We start from the raw sequence: 17,723 nt of genomic DNA on the forward strand, positions 1-17,723 counted from the left end.
CCTTTTCCTTACATACGATTATATTGGAGAAAGGTTCCAATTTAATCACATTAATCCTTGATCCGCCCCTTTAGAACAAACCGATTTTGTTTTACTTCAAAGAAACCTTGTTGTTGGATAGATTCATGAACCTGAAACAATGAATCACGATACTTTTCGATCGTGAAATCAGTAATTTGCCAAGGGATGGCTTTCAAATAATAAACTAATGCACCAACATCATAGAACCGTTGAATTGAATATTCCTCTTTTGAAAAGAGGATATCAAACCCCTCTTCTTCCAATTGGGTTTGAGCATATTCAAGATTCCAATGTAGGAACTCTTCATTGATCGGAGCATCAAGAGCCTTGTTTATTTCATTGCAATCATCTCCCCCAACCTGCTGTGTTAGAAAGATTCCTTCTGGGGATAAGATCCGCTTTACTTCACTTGGAGAATAGGATTCATGCTTGTTAAGGATTAGATCGAATTGATTCTCCTGAAATGGTAAATGATCATCTCCTGTGATTCCTTCCACTCTCACACCCAATGGTTCAAGACAACTCCTAGCAACAGAAACGTTAAGTGGATATCCTTCTGTTGCACAAACCACTGGAGGAAAAGGCTGAAGTTTAGAAAGCAGTTCTCCCCCTCCTGTTCCCATATCCAGCATTGAGCTTGCATTCCGTACAAGGGGTATAACCATACTTCCATAAGACCAGGATATCATCCCTGAAGCCATTCGACCTGTTTCAGTCACAAAAGAAAAATCCCATCCTGAAAAATGCTTTTCTATATCGTTTAATAAACTTTCAAATAAACGTTCAGTCATACTGGTACCACCTTTGATTATGTATAGAATAAATTCATGGTTTCATTACGAAATAACGTTAAATATAACTACTTACTATTATAGCAAACACAGTCCATAATTTGGTATTTGATTAAAAAGTAACCGTTCTTTAATCCTAGTAATATTTACTATATGTTGATTTAATGGAGTTTATTTAATGGTGGTAACAACTACCTGTTTTAAAATTAACAGAATTATATTTCAATAGAACTATGAAAACTTTAAAACTTTTATCTATCTTATTGTTGTCTGTCACTTTTGTCATTGGTTTTGGTCATTCTTCCAAGGTTTCCGCAGCAGGTACATACACAGTTACCTATGGTGACACGATGTGGAAGATTGCCGTGAAGAATCAGGTGGGAGTATCTGAATTGATTTCAGCAAACCCGCAGATTAGTAATCCGAATATGATCTATCCAGGTCAAAGCCTGAATATCCCAGGTGTAAATCTCACTTCTCAAAATTATACATACGAAGTGGTAAAGCTGGTAAATCAAGAACGCTCCAAGGTGGGGTTACCCCCTCTGAAGGAAAATTGGGAATTATCCCGTGTGGCCCGCTATAAGTCTGAAGACATGATCGCGAAGAACTACTTCAGTCACACATCTCCTACATACGGATCTCCTTTTCAAATGATGAATGACTTCGGTATTAACTACCAATCAGCAGGAGAAAACATTGCTGCCGGACAAAGATCGCCAGCAGAAGTGATGGAGGCTTGGATGAACAGCGAAGGACATAGAGAAAATATCCTATCACCGACGTATACAGAAATCGGAATAGGGTATGTGAAGGGTGGATCGTACGGTCATTATTGGACTCAAATGTTTATAAAAAGATAATCAGAAGCAACTGAAGTAATCGAAGCGAACGACCTATTATGATTAGGTTGTTCGCTTTTTTTTATGAAAAATTGATAAAACCTTACTTTTTCAAACCTTAAACCCTCTTTTCAATAGCATGAATCTCCTCTCGAAATGACATAGAGGTATTTCTAAATTTCTACGCTACCATGGTTTCTCCCTATCGACATATAGTTTTATTATTATCAAAATATGAATCAACAGCACAATCCAATTCCATTTTTTTACATAGACTACACTAGATTGATAGAAAGGAGAAATCAATATGGGAATATATTTAGATGGTAGAACCTCACAAAATGCAAGCTTGGCCAACAGCATCACAACTCCAATTTTAGTAGGGGATGAAGAACTGTTTGGAATTATTGGACTAGATGTATCAAAAGCAACTACAGGACAAATAAGGGTTCAATTTAACGGAACTGTTGCCGTGCAATTACCACTAGCCCCTGTTGCCACAAGTATCAATATCAGGATTGTGCGTGGCACACAACAAACAGGGATAACTACAGTTTACACTGCTCAACAAGTGTTGAACCTGTCAATTGTTGGACCTCAGCTCATCACTTTTTCAGCAGCTGACTTTAATCCTCCTAAACCTAACGGAACTCTACTTGTTTACTCGGCATTAATTAGCGCAACCTCAGTTGGAACGGTAAGACGGGGACCTGAAAGCTTCAGTGCAATAGCCACCTCTGGATAATGAATTCACACATTCGTTACTTTTGTAGAGGCATATCATCAGTAAGTCTCCACAAAAATCTCACACATTATGTAAACAAACAAAAAGATGCCATTGATTCAAATACAAATCAATGGCATTTTTATAAACTACAATCATTAGCCATACAATAGCCAATATTGAAGTTGACTCATTTTCATTAGAATGTTTGAGCTAAATCTTTTGCTCTTACTATAGCATTTTCTTTAATTTCCACTGCTTTATCAGGCATCGCAGCATGACCTTCAACGAATAGACCTTCAAAAGAAGGAACTCCGTAGAATTGCATCATAACTTCAAGGTAACGGTGACCCATTTCCATTGCTGCTGCCGGTCCTTCAGAGTAAATTCCTCCACGAGCTTGAATATGAAGGGCTTTTTTGTCTGTTAGAAGTCCTACAGGTCCTTGGTCAGTATACTTGAATGCTTTTCCTGCAACGGACACAGAGTCGATATACGCTTTCATTACTGGAGGGAAAGAGAAGTTCCAGAATGGAGTAACAAAGATAAATTTATCTGCAGCAACAAACTGATCAGATAATTCACCAAGTCTGCCCACCTTCGCCTGCTCTTCTGATGAAAGCTCATCGAATCCTTTACCAGACTGTAATTTACCCCAACCACTGAATACATCGGCATCGATTTGCGGAATGTTTTCCTTATATAAATCAATGTTAATAATTTCGTGAGATGGATTTTTTTCTTTATAAGAGTCAATAAATGCTTTTCCTACTGCCATGCTGTAGGATTGAGTGTCATCATGCGGATGTGCTGTAATGTATAAAATTTTAGTCATGTTGAATCGTCCCTTTCAGATCATTAATTTTGTAAAAACAAATTCTGAACTAAAATAATATCCTCATCCAATTATCTTGAAGTAGAATAGTCTTAATTCAAGATTAATAATATAGGATAATCTCACAGATTACAAACTTCACGATTTCCACTCCAAAAAATAAGGAATTAGTCCTTTTCTTTTGACTAATTCCACCATATATTGTTTAATTTGAATAGTTTTTTTGTAAAAATTGGACGGATTGATTAATTAATTGTTTTAAAACCGTTTCGTCAATGTCTGCTATTTTGTTAATATATACACACGCTTTTCCCGATGTATGCTTGCCTAACTTTATCAATAGTTTTTCCCTTTCCATATCCCCTGTTGCAAAATATAAGCTTATTTTCGCTTTACGTGGTGAAAAACCAACTAAAGGAGCATCTCCTTCATGCCCTGTTTTATATTTGTAATGATATGAGCCAAATCCAATAATACTCGGTCCCCACATTTTCGCTTCATACCCTGTCGTTTCAGAGAAAATATCCAATAGCTTATAAGCATCTTCCCGCTTTTTAGGATTTTCTACCTTTTCAATAAATTCGATCACACTGCCGTCATTTTGTTTGGTTTTCAATTCATACATAAAATGCCTCCTCTTATTTTTCTTCTATTTCCAATTAATTCTCGATACCTTACTTTAATTCCTGCATGAAATTTCTTGTATTGATACAGACCATTTGTTTTTCTTCTACACATAGAAAAGGACACCATATTAGTTAAAGGTGACCTTAATGAAAATCTAAATTGACTTGGACATTAACACATTAGTTATTTCATATCCCACTTTCTCATACAAGGAAAGAGCGATTTTATTATGACCAAAAACATGTAGCGACATTTTGGAGATATTTTTACCTTTGGCAAATAATTCGAGAGACCTCATTGCTTCTTTACCAAACCCTTTCCCTCTTTGGTTTGGATGGATCTTAATATCATAAATAAAGAGTTCTTTTTTGTCTTCAGTGACATTAATCCACAAGTTACCGATTTCATCTTGATTTTTATCAGAAAGTAACGTAAATAAATAATGATTTTCTGAATTTAGTCCATCGGGTAATAACTTTTTAAACTCCAATTCTGCTTGCTCCAGTGACGTTTCTTTTTGGAAATTTCCTGCTTTTGTCTTTTCTTCTGCGTACTCCTTCATGGAGTCTTTTAACCAGAGTGTATATTCATGTTCTTTCATGGGTTGTAATAAAATCATAATATCTGTTCCTCCCTTATGGTTGTTCAAAGCGATTTCTGATCTCCTCTATAACAATATCGGGACGGTCCCAATGCAATAGATGGGTGGTCCCTTGAATGGCCTTTACTTCGCCACCGGTTTTCTCTTTGAAAATGGCAGCGGTCTTATTGCGTTCTTGCTCCATACTTTGCGGGAGAGTGGCTTTTAGTAGTAAAATAGCAGGATCAAGCTTATGATAAATATCCTCTATTTCATCCTTGTGCATTGCCCGGATGATATGAGCAGCAGTCTCCCCTCTCGCGTGCCAGTAATATTGTTGATCTTTAGATAGGGAAAGATCCTTGGCTGCCTCAAGTTTTGACTCGGTCCAGTTCAAAGTTTCACTTTTGACTAGTGCCAGAAAGTCCTCCCATGTTTCCCAAACCTGTTCAAAGTCTGCCTCGTAATAGGCTACTTCTTCCTCCACGGATTGATTTGAATGTCGTTTTCCCTGGTAGCCTCCATCGAGCAATATGTTATCTCTGACCTTCTCTGGATATCTGGCTGTGAAATGTAGGGCGACAAAGCTCCCCCATGAATGGGATAAAAAGTAGAACGGTCCAATATCAAGTTGGTCAATCGCTTCATTCAACCAATCCGTCATCCGAGGCATTTCATACTCTTCCCCATATGTAAACGGTGGCGTTTTTCCATGCCCTGGTGCATCAATCGCGATGATCCTGAATTCCGCTTTTAATTGTTCAGCCACCTCAATAAAGCTCAATCCAGTACTACCCAGCCCATGAACGCAAAAAATAACGGGCAGATCAGGAGTTCCCCATTCTTTTATATGTAAAGGTTGGTTTCCAATATTAATAAAATAACGTTTCAAGATGAACATCTCCTTTAAATGGTTTTGAATGAGGCGAAGAGAAAAGGAGGTTACTCACCTCCTCCACCACCTCCTCCGCTATCTCCGCCGCCAAATCCACTGTCAGAACTATCTGCATAATTTTGCCCACCGTCATAGGAGCCTGAATATCCCCCACCACCTTGAGGGAAGTCACGCTTTGCAGAGCTTGAAAGCTTCAAGGCCGCAATGATTAAGACGACCGGTATAAATAGTATAAAAAAAATTCCTGTCATATTCATCACCTCCTCTTAGGATATACGCACTAGGTTAGAGAAAGGTTTCAGATTATTCGGGATTGACAAGTGCCCACTGGACTCCTGGTAGTATAAGCTCTCTCAATTCTCCCAATCATTCTTTTAATTCACCTTGCCTTCTGCCTATAAAAAGACAATGGGATCCCCTTCCCCTACTATACTAGTGTGTAGTCGCATTAAATCCTTCCCCCTATCATTCTTACACTTTACCATTATCCTCCACAATGTCTCTCTCCATAGTGCTATATTTTTATGTATCTAGCATGACATTCCTTTAATCAAATAAAAAAGACTGCTAAAGCAGCCTTTTGGATCTTACTAGTATTTACGGTAAGCTTCTTTTGGTTCAGAAATTCCGTGCTAATCTACAATATCCGCTGAAAAACTGGGCTTCGTTAAACCAGCTTCTTCATACACTACAGCCATTTTCTCTTCAAAGGCTGCAAATTGTTCATCAGATTCTGCGTATTCTGCATTTGCTTCGTCAGAAAGATTAGCAGCTCTTGTTTCGTATGATTTAGCAAGGTCGTCCAATGCTCCTTGAATCTCTTCCTTTTTAGAGTCAAGTGCAGCCGGTACCTCAAGAGAATGAACATCTTCTGCTACCGTTGTAGCTGCTGCTTCCGCATCTGTTTTCATCTTGGCGATTTCTTCAGCAGATGGTTTATCCTCTTCTTTAGCTTTAGCTGATTCGAATGAGTAGATCGCTGAATCATTTTCATTAACGGTGTTGATGATCTCCATTTGATAGTCTAATAGAGCGGCTTTCATATCCATTTCATCATTCTTTGCTGTTTCCCCTGTCGCTTCAGTGTTCGTTTCTTTCTCTTCTGTACTACCCTCGTCATTACTGCAAGCTGCAGTAAATATACTCAGAGATAGTAAGAGGAAAGGTACCATCAATTTGTTCATTATCATTGCCTCCCCTAAATATTTACTTATTTCAATTACATATATTACCTTATTTACACGTACATGTAAACATTTGGATATGATTTTGTATTATTTGTAAAAAAAAGAAAGGTAACTTGGGGCGATCGTTAAATTCTATTAAATTTTACAAAACACTTACCTTTCCTCAAATGAGCATTAAAAATCATATGCTACGTTGTAGTTGATAAAAGCTCTGGGAGGGATTCAATGTCTATTCATAAATGGACGTTAGTGGTTTTACTTGTCATGCTTTACGTCATCGGTTCGTCATTTTCATCAGAAGACAAAGAAAAGCTTATTCCTATACAGCTTTTAGGTGTAAATGATTTTCATGGGCAACTTGAAACGTCCCGGACTGTAGATGGGAAACAGGTTGGCGGAGCCGGCTACTTGGCTGCTTATGTAAAGAAAGTTAAAAAAGAAAATGTACCCTCTTTACTCGTTCACGCTGGAGATATGGTCGGAGGCAGTGCACCCCTTTCTGCGCTTAAGCAAGATGAACCCACAATCGAATTTATGAACAGATTAGGATTTGATGTTGGTACAGTCGGCAACCATGAATTTGACGAAGGTGTAGAAGAAATGAAGCGCCTGCTGAATGGAGGAAAGCATGAAAAGACAGGAGAATTTGGTGGGGCAACATTCCCTTATACAGTAGCCAATGTAATTGATACTGAAACCAATGAACCCATACTCCCTCCATATGTGATTAAGAAAGTGAATGGTATCCCTATCGGTTTCATTGGAATTGTTACCACCGAAACGAAGTATATTGTTTTACCCAAAGGAATTAAAGGCTTAAAATTCAAGGATGAAGTCGCATCTATTAACGAAACTGTCCAAGATTTAAAAAGAAAAGGCGTTAGGTCGATTGTCGTTCTAGCTCACGTATCAGCTTCATCCGAAATGGACGGTTCTCGACCTTCCCAGGAATTAGTTGATTTTGCCCCTCTTATTGATGATGAAGTAGATGTTATTTTTGGCGGTCATAATCACCGGCATGCTAATACAACAGTTAATGGAAAGTTAATTGTTGAATCATACTCTTATGGAACCGCATTTTCTAATGTTAATATAAAAATTGACCCCAAGACAAAAGATATTGTTGAAAAGGAAGCGAACATCGTCAGGACCTTTCATGAAGGGATAGAACCTGATCAAGAAATTCTGAAGATGGTGCGAACATATGGAAAAGGACAAAACAAACTTTTAAATGAAGTAGTTGGTCATTCAGAGGAAACCTTCACTAAACATAAAAGTGTCAGCGGGGAAAGAACGTTAGGCAGCATCCTTGCAGACTCCAATCGTGAAACGATGGGTGCGGATTTTGGATTTATGAATCCAGGTGGCATCCGGGCAGACCTAGATAAGGGAGATATTACTTGGGGGAAACTTTACACCATGCTCCCCTTTGGCACAAATTTGGTGAAAATGGACGTAACCGGTGCGCAAATTAAAGAAATTCTTGAACAACAATGGACAGGGAATTTCCAAACCATACTGCAACCTTCAGGTTTACATTTCACATGGAAAAAGAATGCAGCCCACGGAGAGAAAATAGCATCTTTGACTAAAGAGGACGGGAAACCGATTTCCCCTGAAAACACCTATTCTATTGCAATTACGAATTACCTTGCAACAGGTGGCGACGGATTTACGGCATTTAAAAAAGGAACGAATGTCGTAAACGGACCATTAACCCTAGATTCATTTATTTCATATATTCATAAAAATACTGGGTCTTTGAAGCAGCCTGAGGGAAATCGAATTGCACTTAAATAATAAAGGAACCGCAATGGCCATTGCGGTTCCTTTATTTGAGTTTACATAATTATATTATAGTAAACCATTTAGATGTTGAAAGGATCAGAATATTTAACCTTCCCTTTCACAAGATCTAACGCATTAGGAACGAGCTCCAAAACCATAAAGGCTTCGCTCGGTACTTCAAACGGTGCTACTATTCCTTTTTGTTCAGCAGGAATAAAACCAAAAGTAGGATAGTATTCAGGGTGTCCCAACACCACAACCGATGAATGACCTAATTTCTTGGCACGGTTAATCCCTTCCCTTATAAGGTTGGAACCAATTCCTTTAAGTTGATGGTCAGGATGAACGGCAACTGGTGCCAATGCCAATGAAGGGAAAGATTCCGTTTCATCTTCAATCGAAATGTGACTGAAAAGAACATGACCCGCTATCTCTCCTTCCCACTCTGCAACTAATGAGAGTTCTGGGATAAATGCATCCGTTTGACGGATTCCAGCAATCAATTCCGATTCCTTATGTCCTTCAAAAGCTAAGTCGTTAATGGTTTTGATTGTAAATACATCCATTGCTTGTTCTGGTCGAATATTCATTGTGATGGTCCCCCAGTTGGTTATTTGTAGATACATTTCTCGAAACATAAGAATAATTGGAATTAATCAATTGATCCAAAAGATCGCCAGCTTATTCCTAGACAGTGCCCTGATTTCTTAGCGCGAGGTATGGAATCAACAGTTATGGTTACGATGAATAATAACACAAATTGAATAGGGAGGTATATTTCTTGGTGAATAAAGAATGTTCGTGTGAACGATGTACGTGTAAGACCAAAAAAGAGTGTGATTGCCCTTGCTGCTGTGAAAAGTAGAAGAAGCCCCTGAACTCAAAAAAACAGTTCAGGGGCTTCTTACTATTCATACCCGTACTTTCCCCACGACAATGTCATCAAAGTATTTAACGGCTTTCATTTCATCATCGATCCACTTGGTTTGATTCCAAGCATGTTCGATGAAGAGCTCCGCAATCATACGCTTTCGTTCTCCTCCAATTGAATGTGCATCCTTAAGTGCAATGACACTTTCAAATATATTAGCCATAAGCTCTGCAATTCGCTTTGCATGATAGGTTTGAATATCTTGGTTTGCCGTCGCTACTTTTTTCAACAATTGTTCAAGTTTCGCTATCCCCTCTTCAACCGGTGCGGCATATGCTAGGAGTTCTTCTGGTAAAAGTGTTAACTCTTCTTTCATATAGGTTAAAAAGTACTCATGTGCCTTATGCTTATTCATTAACCTCAGTACCTCGAGACCTAAAATATTAGCTGTCCCTTCCCATACCGTTAAAACTTGCGCATCTCTGAGTAACCGGGGCAGGACGAAATCTTCGATATATCCGTTCCCACCATGCAATTCGATGGCTTCATGTGTAAAATGAATCGCCTGTTCTGCCGACTCTTTTTTCAATATGGCAATAAGCAGACGATTTAGAACAGATTCTTCTTCTGTGGTCGGAATATCGTCGGATACGACTCGATCGAACAAGTGAACAAGATGAAACACTGCACTTGTTTCCACTTCCTGTTTAGATGCAAGGCGGGTCAAGGTCTCTTTAACCATCGGATAATTGGTTAAGGGCTGACCGAATGCTTCACGATAGAAGGCATAATTCCGGGCTTCAATATAGGCTCTTCTCATGATACCGATGGAAGCAATGGCGTTACATACACGGGATAAATTCAGTGCTTCCATCATATAGTAGATACCCCGGCTAGGTTCTCCGACAAGATAAGCATGTGCACCATTGAATTCAACTTCTGCAGAAGGCACCGCTCTCACACCTAACTTATCCTTTAACCTGCGAATGTGGATGCCATTCAGAGACCCATCATCATTTCTCCAAGGAACAGCGAATAAGCTAAGTCCTTTCGTTCCATCTCCAGATCCTTCTATACGAGCAAGCACCATAGTCACTCCGCACATTCCCGAATTGGAAGCGAAATATTTTTCGCCCCATAGCTGATAAGCATCACCATTTGGAACGGCTTTCGTATCATTGGCCCCAACATCGGATCCCCCTTGCCTCTCGGTTAAGAACGTAGCGCCTTCGAATAATTCCACTTCTCCTGTAGAAAGTACATGTGGAAGGAACTTTTCTTTAATATCATCAGAAGCATATTTCTCCAGAAGCAGAGCTGTAGCCATGGAGAGTGTGACAGGACAGTAAAAGCCCGGTTCCGTTTGGGATAGCAGATACCCTTGGGCATATGAATACATATAGTTTCCTTTGTGGCCTAGTTCCGGAATATCTTTATGAATATATCCGACAATTCCCTTATTATAGGTTTGTTCAACCGTTTTCTTATACCCTTCATTCACCCATATTTCAGAGATTTCTTCTCCTAAACGGTTATATTTAATAAGTTTGGGCTGACCTTCCCGATCCGTGTGGGCAGCACGCTTATCGATTTCCCCTGCACATAACTCTCCAAATACGTCCAATTCTCGATCTGCCCAAGAGAAGAAATCCTTGGATAAATAGTGCTTTAATAACTCTATTAAATGCAAATCCTCACGATAAAAGTTTCCAATACTTCTCATCTTTTTTACCTCCATTTTTTCACTTTATACATTACTATGGATTCACTTGCTCATTAGGCAGTAGGATATAAATATACTTACATATTATTGGGAGAACTTAATCTCCGATCATTATCAATTTCCTGGCAAATTCGTCTTTCAATTTAACCATCTCGTTTTTCATGACTTCAAGTTCCTCAATTAAGGATGCTATCTCTTCGATTCTTTTTGTCCCATATTCGATCGTGCACTCTAACTGTTTCCGTCCACTCCTGTCCTGATCAAATAAAAGGACCATTTCTTTGATTTCTTCCAATGAAAACCCGAATCTTTTGCCCCGAAAAATCAGTTTGAGTTTCGTCATATCTCTCTTTGAATAAACTCTTCTTCCAGATTCATTTCTTTCAGGATGCAACAATTCAAGTTCCTCATAATACCGAATTGTACGGGTCGTCACTTGAAACTCCTTTGCTAGCTGTGTAATCGTATATTTCATGGAATCATCTCTTTTTAGAATATTTAGATATTTATAGTTTACCATTTACGTTAACGTAAAGTTCAACCTTTTTAGTGAAGTTTTTGCTGTTGAAAGTGTTCAAGTGTAAATAAGGCGACCGAGGGTATGCAAATGGGCATATGAAAAAGCAGTGGCGATAACTTGCCACTGCTTTTTCGTTTACACTATAATTATGAGGGTCCCTCTGATGAGTAAATAGCATCTTTAGTTCATCTATAAAATGTTGGTCAGATGCCTCCATCTTTTTGTTGCCTTCTATTGCAAGTAAATTAAATTACTCCCACAATAAATCACTCCACAAGCTGTTTTTCATAAACAATCGGAGCGTCTATACAATCCTTGGAATCATCTACTAATTCAATTAAAGCGACAGTCGTTATCTTCGCTTCAATCAAGTCTCCTCTCTTTAAACAATGCTCGAAACCCTGGGCTAATTTTTCTGGAGGAAGCTTATTGGCCAATGTACAGTGCGGAATCCATTTGTCAGGAAGATAAAGTGAGTTTGCCGTTTCACGAAAGGAGTGAAAATAATCATGATGGGATGAATGAAAGTCCAGGAGTCCCCTCGTTACAGTAGGGGAAAGAAAGAGCGTTCCGAAGTTCAAGAATGAGCCTACGGTATTGAACGTAATGTCGATCGGTTTCTTATCATCATAATATGTTTCTAAAAATTGTATGTATGCTTCTTTGTCCAACTCTGTGTAACTCGCTATCGTGATATGGGGACGTGCGTCGTTGATTTCTTCTTCATAATACGAAATATCTTTAACAGTAAGTTCTTTCCAAATTCCTTGAATCAGCTCTTCAGTTTTTTTATCGAATAGAGCGATAACCCAGTACATAGATAAACCACCTTTCATAATATACGGATTTGTACGTTAGCCCCTTTCCTTATACTGTAACATAACCTCTCACTCATCGCCTGCTGAAGGAGATCTTCAGAAAAGGAAATCAACTATCCAATATTAGAATGTAATTAATTAAAACGGAAAATCTTTGACATCCACAAGAAAATCATGTAAATTACCTTATGTACGAACATTTATAAAATACACAAAGATTAATATTCGTGTTTAGGGGTGTAATTATGGAAAATGTATTTGATTACGAAGATATTCAATTAATTCCTGCAAAATGTGTGGTTAATAGCCGTTCTGAATGTGATACGAGTGTAACCCTGGGTGGACATACGTTCAAATTGCCTGTGGTACCTGCCAATATGCAAACTATTATTGATGAATCAATTGCTGTCTATTTAGCTGAAAATAACTATTTCTATATCATGCATCGCTTTGAGCCTGAAAAGAGGATTTCTTTCGTTAAAGATATGAAGGTCCGCGGTTTAATTTCTTCTATCTCAGTTGGTGTAAAGGAAGAAGAATATACCTTTGTAGAACAGTTAGCAGAAGAAAAACTGACCCCGGAATTTATTACGATTGACATTGCTCACGGTCATTCTAATGCCGTTATCAGTATGATTCAACATATAAAAAAACACGTACCAGAAAGCTTTGTAATTGCCGGAAATGTAGGTACTCCTGAAGCTGTAAGAGAATTAGAGCATGCCGGTGCAGACGCGACAAAGGTCGGGATTGGTCCAGGCAAAGTGTGTATTACGAAAATCAAAACAGGCTTTGGTACAGGTGGATGGCAGCTTGCTGCTCTTCGCTTTTGTGCAAAAGCAGCAACAAAGCCAATCATTGCGGATGGTGGTATCCGTACTCATGGTGATATCGCTAAATCCATTCGCTTCGGTGCTTCTATGGTGATGATCGGCTCATTATTTGCAGGTCACGAAGAGTCTCCAGGAGATACAACTGAAAAAGATGGCAAGCTCTTCAAAGAATACTTTGGGTCAGCTTCTGAGTTCCAAAAAGGTGAAAAGAAAAATGTTGAAGGAAAGAAAATGTTTGTCGAGCATAAAGGCTCACTTGAGCATACACTGATTGAAATGGAACAAGATCTTCAATCCTCTATCTCCTATGCAGGTGGTACGAAGCTTGAATCAATCCGTACCGTGGATTATGTAGTCGTAAAGAACTCCATCTTTAATGGCGATAAAGTATATTAATAATAGATTTTGAAAAGGTGGGCACATGCTGCTCACCTTTTTTTTGCTAGAAACAATTCTAGAACTCTTCAATTGAGGGACGGACCTCATGCATATAGAAATCCTTCATAACCGTGAAGCATCACATTTGAAGGGATCTCTCATGAACTTGATCAGATTAAAATATCCCTTAACTCACGAATATCTGAAATGATTGCATATGGTTTATGTGGGCTTGGTTTGTCGATTCCCTTTCGATTAAGCCATATGGCATCCATCCCATATTGCATTGGAGCCAAGACGTCATGTATCCAAGAGTCACCTATAAATATAGTCTCTTCGGCCTTCTTACCGAAGGCTTCCAAAGCAGTCGTGAAGATTTCCTTGTCAGGTTTTCTATACCCCAACTCTTCAGCATGAATGATAGTTCTTTTATGAAAGATCTGTGACAAACCCATTTGGAAGATTTTTTCATAAGGGTCATATAAGGCGTTAGTGACAATACCGAGCTCATATTTCTCATTTAATTCCTCTAAGAGCCGAATAAGAGAGTCATCTTCCTCGATGCACTTCATACCCGTTTTTATAAACATGTCATTTATTTCATCAATCGTTTCTATATCAGGTTTTATATCAAAATGTAAGAAAGCAGAAAGCCACCTCGCCCTTATGAACTCTGTCGGTGACAATTCTCGATTAACGAATCGCTCCAATATGGTATGAGGAACGTTTAATTTCCTCTCCAGAAAAAGGAGAGCATCTAATTCTTTTGTCAGTGGATGGTGATGAAGCGTTCTCAATAATCCCTCCCTAAACCACATAGAATCCAAAAGTGTTTCATCCAAATCAAACAATAACAATCCATACCTACTCATCTAAATACCATCCTCCCCCATTTGGAGGGACGGACCTCTAAAATAACCTTACATACACACCAAAACCCTTTATTAATAGTGGTTTCCCCTTACTAAAACTTCATTTTTAGAGGTCCGTCCCTCTTTTAAGCCAAAAATGCGAACCTACGAAATATGTAGGTTCGCGAGACTCTTAGATGAATTTGATGTTTTGTAAGGATTTGATGCTCTGGATGTTTTTGGCTTCCCCTTGGAATAGGATGCTTGGTTGTATTGTTACGGTTTCACCAGTTGCAGCTGACCATTCGTTTGTGGAAGCAATAAGAAGGACATCCTGATTTAAGTATGCTTCTGACAACTTCCTCGTGTTAGGATGCACGAACACAATTTCATCTTGATGTCTGTCGGATCCAATTGTAACAAAAGGAGTATCTCTCAATACGATTTCCTCTGATCCCGCATAGTATTTATGGAAGATTCCATTAGTAGGAAGTTTAGCGTAACTCGATGATAATTTATCTCCCTGCTTAAAGAAGGCTTCCAAATCGAGTAACTCTTTTGAAAAGGTTCTCCCTGAGTACTGATGAATCTCAGCATAAATAGCTAATACCGGCACTTCTGGCAATGTCAAAGCATATTGACGAAGCGTGATTCCCTTCATCTTTTCATGTTCCTTAAATTCAGTTGTTAAACAAACCCCGGTCCAAGTATGGCCATGTTGATCCAATTTAGTGACAGGATCAATCACTGTACTCTCTTTCAACTTGGAGTATGCACTGACGTTTTGGAAGGAGTAACCGATGCCTCCGCCCCATGGATTCCACCACGCGCGAGGGCCAGGTGTAGGATATTGATGATCCAGGGCTTCCTTTCCGTTTATCTTCAAGGAATAGATGCCGGGATAATAGTCAGATGAAGCATGAAACGAAAGGATGCCATTCTCCACAGACCAAATACCGTCGTTTTCCTCAACCTTCACTTCACAGTTCCCATGAACCAACTGGAGTGTTTCCACTTTCGCCTGTTGACTTTGTGATTTGAACTCTCCATACACCCACTTCACACCTGGATTCCCGTGCTCAAGTTCAAAATTCACTTCAGTTACAGCTTCCTCTTTCAGTATATTTATCGAATATGCTTCTTTCTCATACCGTACTGAAAGATTCCCATGGATGTATGGAGACAACAGCGATTTGAATGAATAATCCATTGAGTCACCTACAGAGCTAACAACATCCCCTTCTGCTTTCTCTAAAGAATAAAGAGGCAATTCCTTCACTTCACCCACTTCATCCCCCATCACCAATTCTCTCCATTTAGACCAATGATTAGATGTGTTTACGCCTACTTGGATAGGACCTAGACAGATTTCTTCACTAGGCTGAATCATATCCATTTCATACTCGAAAGCCATCCGCCAATCATCTTTTCTTGCACGGGCATTATGTGGCCAGGAAACCCCGATCGTATCCCCTTTAGAAGAAGAGGTGAACATCCACCTTTCGGAAATATATTTATCATGAATATAATCCATAAAAGGAACTAGGGACTCATTTCCAATCAATACCCCTTCCTTTTGAGGGATTGCCATTCCTTCAAAAGTAGTGAATACAGGCTGTATCAACGATAGTTTCGTCTTATTTTCATCTCCAGTATTCACCACTTCATGTTTGATTTCCACTAAGCCATCTCCATAAATCTTGTAATACGTGTTGAGAAGCATAGACGGAAAGGTGTGTGAGTCTAATGTGGTTTTCATCACCAACGCCTCAGGCAATTCGATGAATTCAATCGACTTGGCTTCCTTCTTTGAAAATTCTTCGCTATATGGCTTACCAAATTTCGGTGTAAAAAATGTGATTGGATCCCGCATTGAAGTAGTAGAACCGATTTTAACCACGTGATTTCTTTTTTCAATTTCGACAAAGTGAGGACCATTAAAACCGATCCAGTGTTCCTCTGTTTCGGCACCAAACTTCGCGCCGAATCCTGGAAATGCAATAGACATCCTAGTCGTGAAGAAGGTTAACTCACCATTCGACCTTACTACTGTTACAGAGATTTCCTCTGACAAATGACCATTTTGTACTAATTGAATTGGGATAGGGATGGATAACCTATCCTTAGCGCCGATTCTCTCTTTCACTTCACAAGACGCCCACTTTACTATCTTATTTTCAGGCAAATTGATAATCCAAGTGGTATCTTCTTCTACTTGACTTTCAAGATCGAGGAAAAGGGTTCCTCTGCCTTTTGGCCTCCAATTCTTTTTAACCGCTCTCAATTGAAGCTTCCCGGTTTTCTTAGGAAATACACCCATTTTGAAAGGAATTTCCTCCCCATTAATCTCAATGTTAGCCCCGACGGTTGGGTGGGTTTTCCATGGGCTTGGCTCATTATTTGTCATCGAGACCTTTACAGGGAATGTCCCCTTCCATACTGTAGCCACTGAAATAGTCTCATGGAAGTCATGATCCACAGTAGAGGATTTTATACCGGATAAAGAAATCTCAAGGGGCATTTCCTTACGATTTTCCACCTGATAGGTTACAAAATGTTCCTCTTTTTCAAGGAGCTTAAAGTCTGGGATATTCATTCCCACTAACAAATCATTGGTTTCGATTAAACGAATCCCTCTTCCAGTTCGTTCAAATTGGATACGAACGAATTCTTCTCCAACTTCCCACCTGTATTCATAATACGAATGGTCATTCACTTTCAACACATCAGGTTTGATTTCAATCAAACGCTGACTGGTTGTATACCAATCATATTTGTTAAAGAATGGCTTCAACAGGTCAATTTGCAGCACCATGGGAATAAAATTCATTAAGTGAACCGTATCATCACGGTCCTCCCAAAAGAACCCACATTTTTTATAAAGAGGAACGGCTTTAGTATTTCCTGGCCACGTAAACAAGTCAAGTCTCGGCCATTTCAATTCCACCGTTTTTTCTACTGCTTTTAAAACAAGCTGTTTCCCAATTTTCAATCCCTGAAATTTAGGGTGCACATTTAATAATGGTATATATAATGCTCCTTGATCTTCACGGTATTCAGAAAGTCCACAATAACCTGCAACTTCATCCCCAACCATAGCCAAAAACAGATGGATATTCGTGGAGTTGGATTCTTTATCCTTCACATCCTGCTCTGTGGTGACTGTTGAATCCCCACCCCAATTTTCACGGCTTTCATTCCACATTTTTGCAATACCTTTTGCTAGATCTTCATGATACTCTACAATTTCCACATGCTCCAAAGTTGTCTTCATATTGTCCTCCTACGCTAGGTTTTGAGTGAAAGAACCTCATAGTCATTGATTTTTTGAATTGCTTCGACGATCATAATCATCGCCATCGCCTCCTTTCATTTATTGGAAAGATTTTCTTCCTCATCCACAGTTTAAGATTTTTAAGCGATTAAGTAAAGAATATTC

The 17,723-nt window shown here is 39.0% G+C and carries 17 protein-coding genes; 4 read left to right on the forward strand and 13 right to left on the reverse strand.

From position 1 onward, the window contains the following. Nucleotides 1-50 precede the first annotated feature (50 nt). Nucleotides 51-812 (reverse strand): class I SAM-dependent methyltransferase, encoded by a 762-nt coding sequence (locus tag FGG79_RS04920; RefSeq protein WP_138776619.1) that lies wholly within the window; start codon nucleotides 810-812, stop codon nucleotides 51-53. 233 nt (nucleotides 813-1,045) lie between these two features. On the opposite strand from FGG79_RS04920, the gene safA reads away from it, so the two are divergent. Together safA and FGG79_RS04930 are read left to right on the forward strand one after the other, a co-directional pair. Beyond that, nucleotides 1,046-1,675 (forward strand): SafA/ExsA family spore coat assembly protein, encoded by a 630-nt coding sequence (safA, locus tag FGG79_RS04925; protein WP_138776620.1) that lies wholly within the window; start codon nucleotides 1,046-1,048, stop codon nucleotides 1,673-1,675. A gap of 286 nt (nucleotides 1,676-1,961) precedes the next feature. Then, complete coding sequence (locus FGG79_RS04930; protein WP_138776621.1) at nucleotides 1,962-2,399, forward strand: hypothetical protein; 438 nt, start codon at nucleotides 1,962-1,964, stop codon at nucleotides 2,397-2,399. Between the two features lie 178 nt (nucleotides 2,400-2,577). On the opposite strand, the gene FGG79_RS04935 is transcribed toward FGG79_RS04930, so the two are convergent. From FGG79_RS04935 to FGG79_RS04960, 6 genes are all read right to left on the reverse strand, one after another. After that, a complete protein-coding gene (locus FGG79_RS04935; RefSeq protein ID WP_138776622.1) occupies nucleotides 2,578-3,213 on the reverse strand; it encodes an FMN-dependent NADH-azoreductase in 636 nt (211 codons plus the stop codon). A 205-nt stretch (nucleotides 3,214-3,418) separates the two neighbouring features. Then, nucleotides 3,419-3,838, reverse strand: coding sequence for a DUF1801 domain-containing protein (locus FGG79_RS04940; RefSeq protein WP_138776623.1), 420 nt, complete (start codon nucleotides 3,836-3,838; stop codon nucleotides 3,419-3,421). Between the two features lie 156 nt (nucleotides 3,839-3,994). After that, nucleotides 3,995-4,459 (reverse strand): GNAT family N-acetyltransferase, encoded by a 465-nt coding sequence (locus tag FGG79_RS04945; protein ID WP_138776624.1) that lies wholly within the window; start codon nucleotides 4,457-4,459, stop codon nucleotides 3,995-3,997. Between the two features lie 16 nt (nucleotides 4,460-4,475). Next, nucleotides 4,476-5,312 carry an alpha/beta fold hydrolase gene (locus tag FGG79_RS04950; RefSeq protein WP_138776625.1) on the reverse strand — a complete coding sequence of 279 codons (837 nt, stop codon included), beginning with the start codon at nucleotides 5,310-5,312 and terminating at the stop codon, nucleotides 4,476-4,478. A 50-nt stretch (nucleotides 5,313-5,362) separates the two neighbouring features. After that, nucleotides 5,363-5,566: a hypothetical protein gene (locus tag FGG79_RS04955; RefSeq protein WP_138776626.1), complete on the reverse strand. Its 204-nt coding sequence runs from the start codon at nucleotides 5,564-5,566 to the stop codon at nucleotides 5,363-5,365. Nucleotides 5,567-5,947: 381 nt separating this feature from the next. Then, on the reverse strand, nucleotides 5,948-6,499 hold the full coding sequence (locus tag FGG79_RS04960; RefSeq protein ID WP_138776627.1) for a hypothetical protein: 552 nt from the start codon (nucleotides 6,497-6,499) through the stop codon (nucleotides 5,948-5,950). Between the two features lie 228 nt (nucleotides 6,500-6,727). On the opposite strand from FGG79_RS04960, the gene FGG79_RS04965 reads away from it, so the two are divergent. Beyond that, nucleotides 6,728-8,302, forward strand: a complete 1,575-nt coding sequence (locus FGG79_RS04965; RefSeq protein ID WP_138776628.1) for a bifunctional metallophosphatase/5'-nucleotidase — start codon at nucleotides 6,728-6,730, stop codon at nucleotides 8,300-8,302. A gap of 68 nt (nucleotides 8,303-8,370) precedes the next feature. Here the strand turns inward: FGG79_RS04965 and FGG79_RS04970 are convergent, their stop codons facing one another. The 4 genes from FGG79_RS04970 to FGG79_RS04985 all read right to left on the reverse strand — a co-directional run bounded on the left by FGG79_RS04970 (nucleotide 8,371) and on the right by FGG79_RS04985 (nucleotide 12,222). Continuing rightward, on the reverse strand, nucleotides 8,371-8,880 hold the full coding sequence (locus tag FGG79_RS04970; RefSeq protein WP_138776629.1) for a GNAT family N-acetyltransferase: 510 nt from the start codon (nucleotides 8,878-8,880) through the stop codon (nucleotides 8,371-8,373). A 321-nt stretch (nucleotides 8,881-9,201) separates the two neighbouring features. After that, nucleotides 9,202-10,884 carry an acyl-CoA dehydrogenase family protein gene (locus FGG79_RS04975; protein ID WP_138776630.1) on the reverse strand — a complete coding sequence of 561 codons (1,683 nt, stop codon included), beginning with the start codon at nucleotides 10,882-10,884 and terminating at the stop codon, nucleotides 9,202-9,204. A gap of 97 nt (nucleotides 10,885-10,981) precedes the next feature. After that, complete coding sequence (locus FGG79_RS04980; protein ID WP_138776631.1) at nucleotides 10,982-11,359, reverse strand: MerR family transcriptional regulator; 378 nt, start codon at nucleotides 11,357-11,359, stop codon at nucleotides 10,982-10,984. 311 nt (nucleotides 11,360-11,670) lie between these two features. Next, the gene (locus FGG79_RS04985; protein ID WP_138776632.1) at nucleotides 11,671-12,222 is read right to left on the reverse strand and encodes a 2'-5' RNA ligase family protein; all 552 of its coding nucleotides are present in this window, start codon (nucleotides 12,220-12,222) and stop codon (nucleotides 11,671-11,673) included. 245 nt (nucleotides 12,223-12,467) lie between these two features. Here FGG79_RS04985 and guaC point away from each other — a divergent pair, with 245 nt between their 5' ends. After that, nucleotides 12,468-13,451 carry a GMP reductase gene (gene guaC / locus FGG79_RS04990; protein ID WP_138776633.1) on the forward strand — a complete coding sequence of 328 codons (984 nt, stop codon included), beginning with the start codon at nucleotides 12,468-12,470 and terminating at the stop codon, nucleotides 13,449-13,451. Between the two features lie 152 nt (nucleotides 13,452-13,603). Here guaC and FGG79_RS04995 read toward each other — a convergent pair whose 3' ends face one another. After that, entirely contained in the window at nucleotides 13,604-14,305 is a 702-nt protein-coding gene (locus FGG79_RS04995; protein WP_138776634.1) for an HAD family hydrolase, read from the reverse strand. Between the two features lie 172 nt (nucleotides 14,306-14,477). Next, nucleotides 14,478-17,558: a GNAT family N-acetyltransferase gene (locus FGG79_RS05000; RefSeq protein ID WP_138776635.1), complete on the reverse strand. Its 3,081-nt coding sequence runs from the start codon at nucleotides 17,556-17,558 to the stop codon at nucleotides 14,478-14,480. Nucleotides 17,559-17,723 lie beyond the last annotated feature (165 nt).

This window comes from Bacillus sp. BHET2 (assembly GCF_005938125.1).
Classification (GTDB): Bacteria; Bacillota; Bacilli; order Bacillales; family Bacillaceae_B; genus Rossellomorea.

What these genes read in the sequence shown, in the direction of transcription:
- FGG79_RS04940 (WP_138776623.1), bottom strand. Translation starts at nt 3,838, where the DNA reads ATGTATGAATTGAAAACCAAACAAAATGACGGCAGTGTGATCGAATTT.
- FGG79_RS04980 (WP_138776631.1), bottom strand. Translation starts at nt 11,359, where the DNA reads ATGAAATATACGATTACACAGCTAGCAAAGGAGTTTCAAGTGACGACC.
- FGG79_RS04930 (WP_138776621.1), top strand. Translation starts at nt 1,962, where the DNA reads ATGGGAATATATTTAGATGGTAGAACCTCACAAAATGCAAGCTTGGCC.
- guaC (WP_138776633.1), top strand. Translation starts at nt 12,468, where the DNA reads ATGGAAAATGTATTTGATTACGAAGATATTCAATTAATTCCTGCAAAA.
- FGG79_RS04945 (WP_138776624.1), bottom strand. Translation starts at nt 4,459, where the DNA reads ATGATTTTATTACAACCCATGAAAGAACATGAATATACACTCTGGTTA.
- FGG79_RS05000 (WP_138776635.1), bottom strand. Translation starts at nt 17,558, where the DNA reads ATGAAGACAACTTTGGAGCATGTGGAAATTGTAGAGTATCATGAAGAT.
- FGG79_RS04985 (WP_138776632.1), bottom strand. Translation starts at nt 12,222, where the DNA reads ATGTACTGGGTTATCGCTCTATTCGATAAAAAAACTGAAGAGCTGATT.
- FGG79_RS04975 (WP_138776630.1), bottom strand. Translation starts at nt 10,884, where the DNA reads ATGAGAAGTATTGGAAACTTTTATCGTGAGGATTTGCATTTAATAGAG.
- FGG79_RS04995 (WP_138776634.1), bottom strand. Translation starts at nt 14,305, where the DNA reads ATGAGTAGGTATGGATTGTTATTGTTTGATTTGGATGAAACACTTTTG.
- FGG79_RS04920 (WP_138776619.1), bottom strand. Translation starts at nt 812, where the DNA reads ATGACTGAACGTTTATTTGAAAGTTTATTAAACGATATAGAAAAGCAT.
- FGG79_RS04935 (WP_138776622.1), bottom strand. Translation starts at nt 3,213, where the DNA reads ATGACTAAAATTTTATACATTACAGCACATCCGCATGATGACACTCAA.
- FGG79_RS04960 (WP_138776627.1), bottom strand. Translation starts at nt 6,499, where the DNA reads ATGAACAAATTGATGGTACCTTTCCTCTTACTATCTCTGAGTATATTT.
- FGG79_RS04955 (WP_138776626.1), bottom strand. Translation starts at nt 5,566, where the DNA reads ATGACAGGAATTTTTTTTATACTATTTATACCGGTCGTCTTAATCATT.
- safA (WP_138776620.1), top strand. Translation starts at nt 1,046, where the DNA reads ATGAAAACTTTAAAACTTTTATCTATCTTATTGTTGTCTGTCACTTTT.
- FGG79_RS04965 (WP_138776628.1), top strand. Translation starts at nt 6,728, where the DNA reads ATGTCTATTCATAAATGGACGTTAGTGGTTTTACTTGTCATGCTTTAC.
- FGG79_RS04970 (WP_138776629.1), bottom strand. Translation starts at nt 8,880, where the DNA reads ATGAATATTCGACCAGAACAAGCAATGGATGTATTTACAATCAAAACC.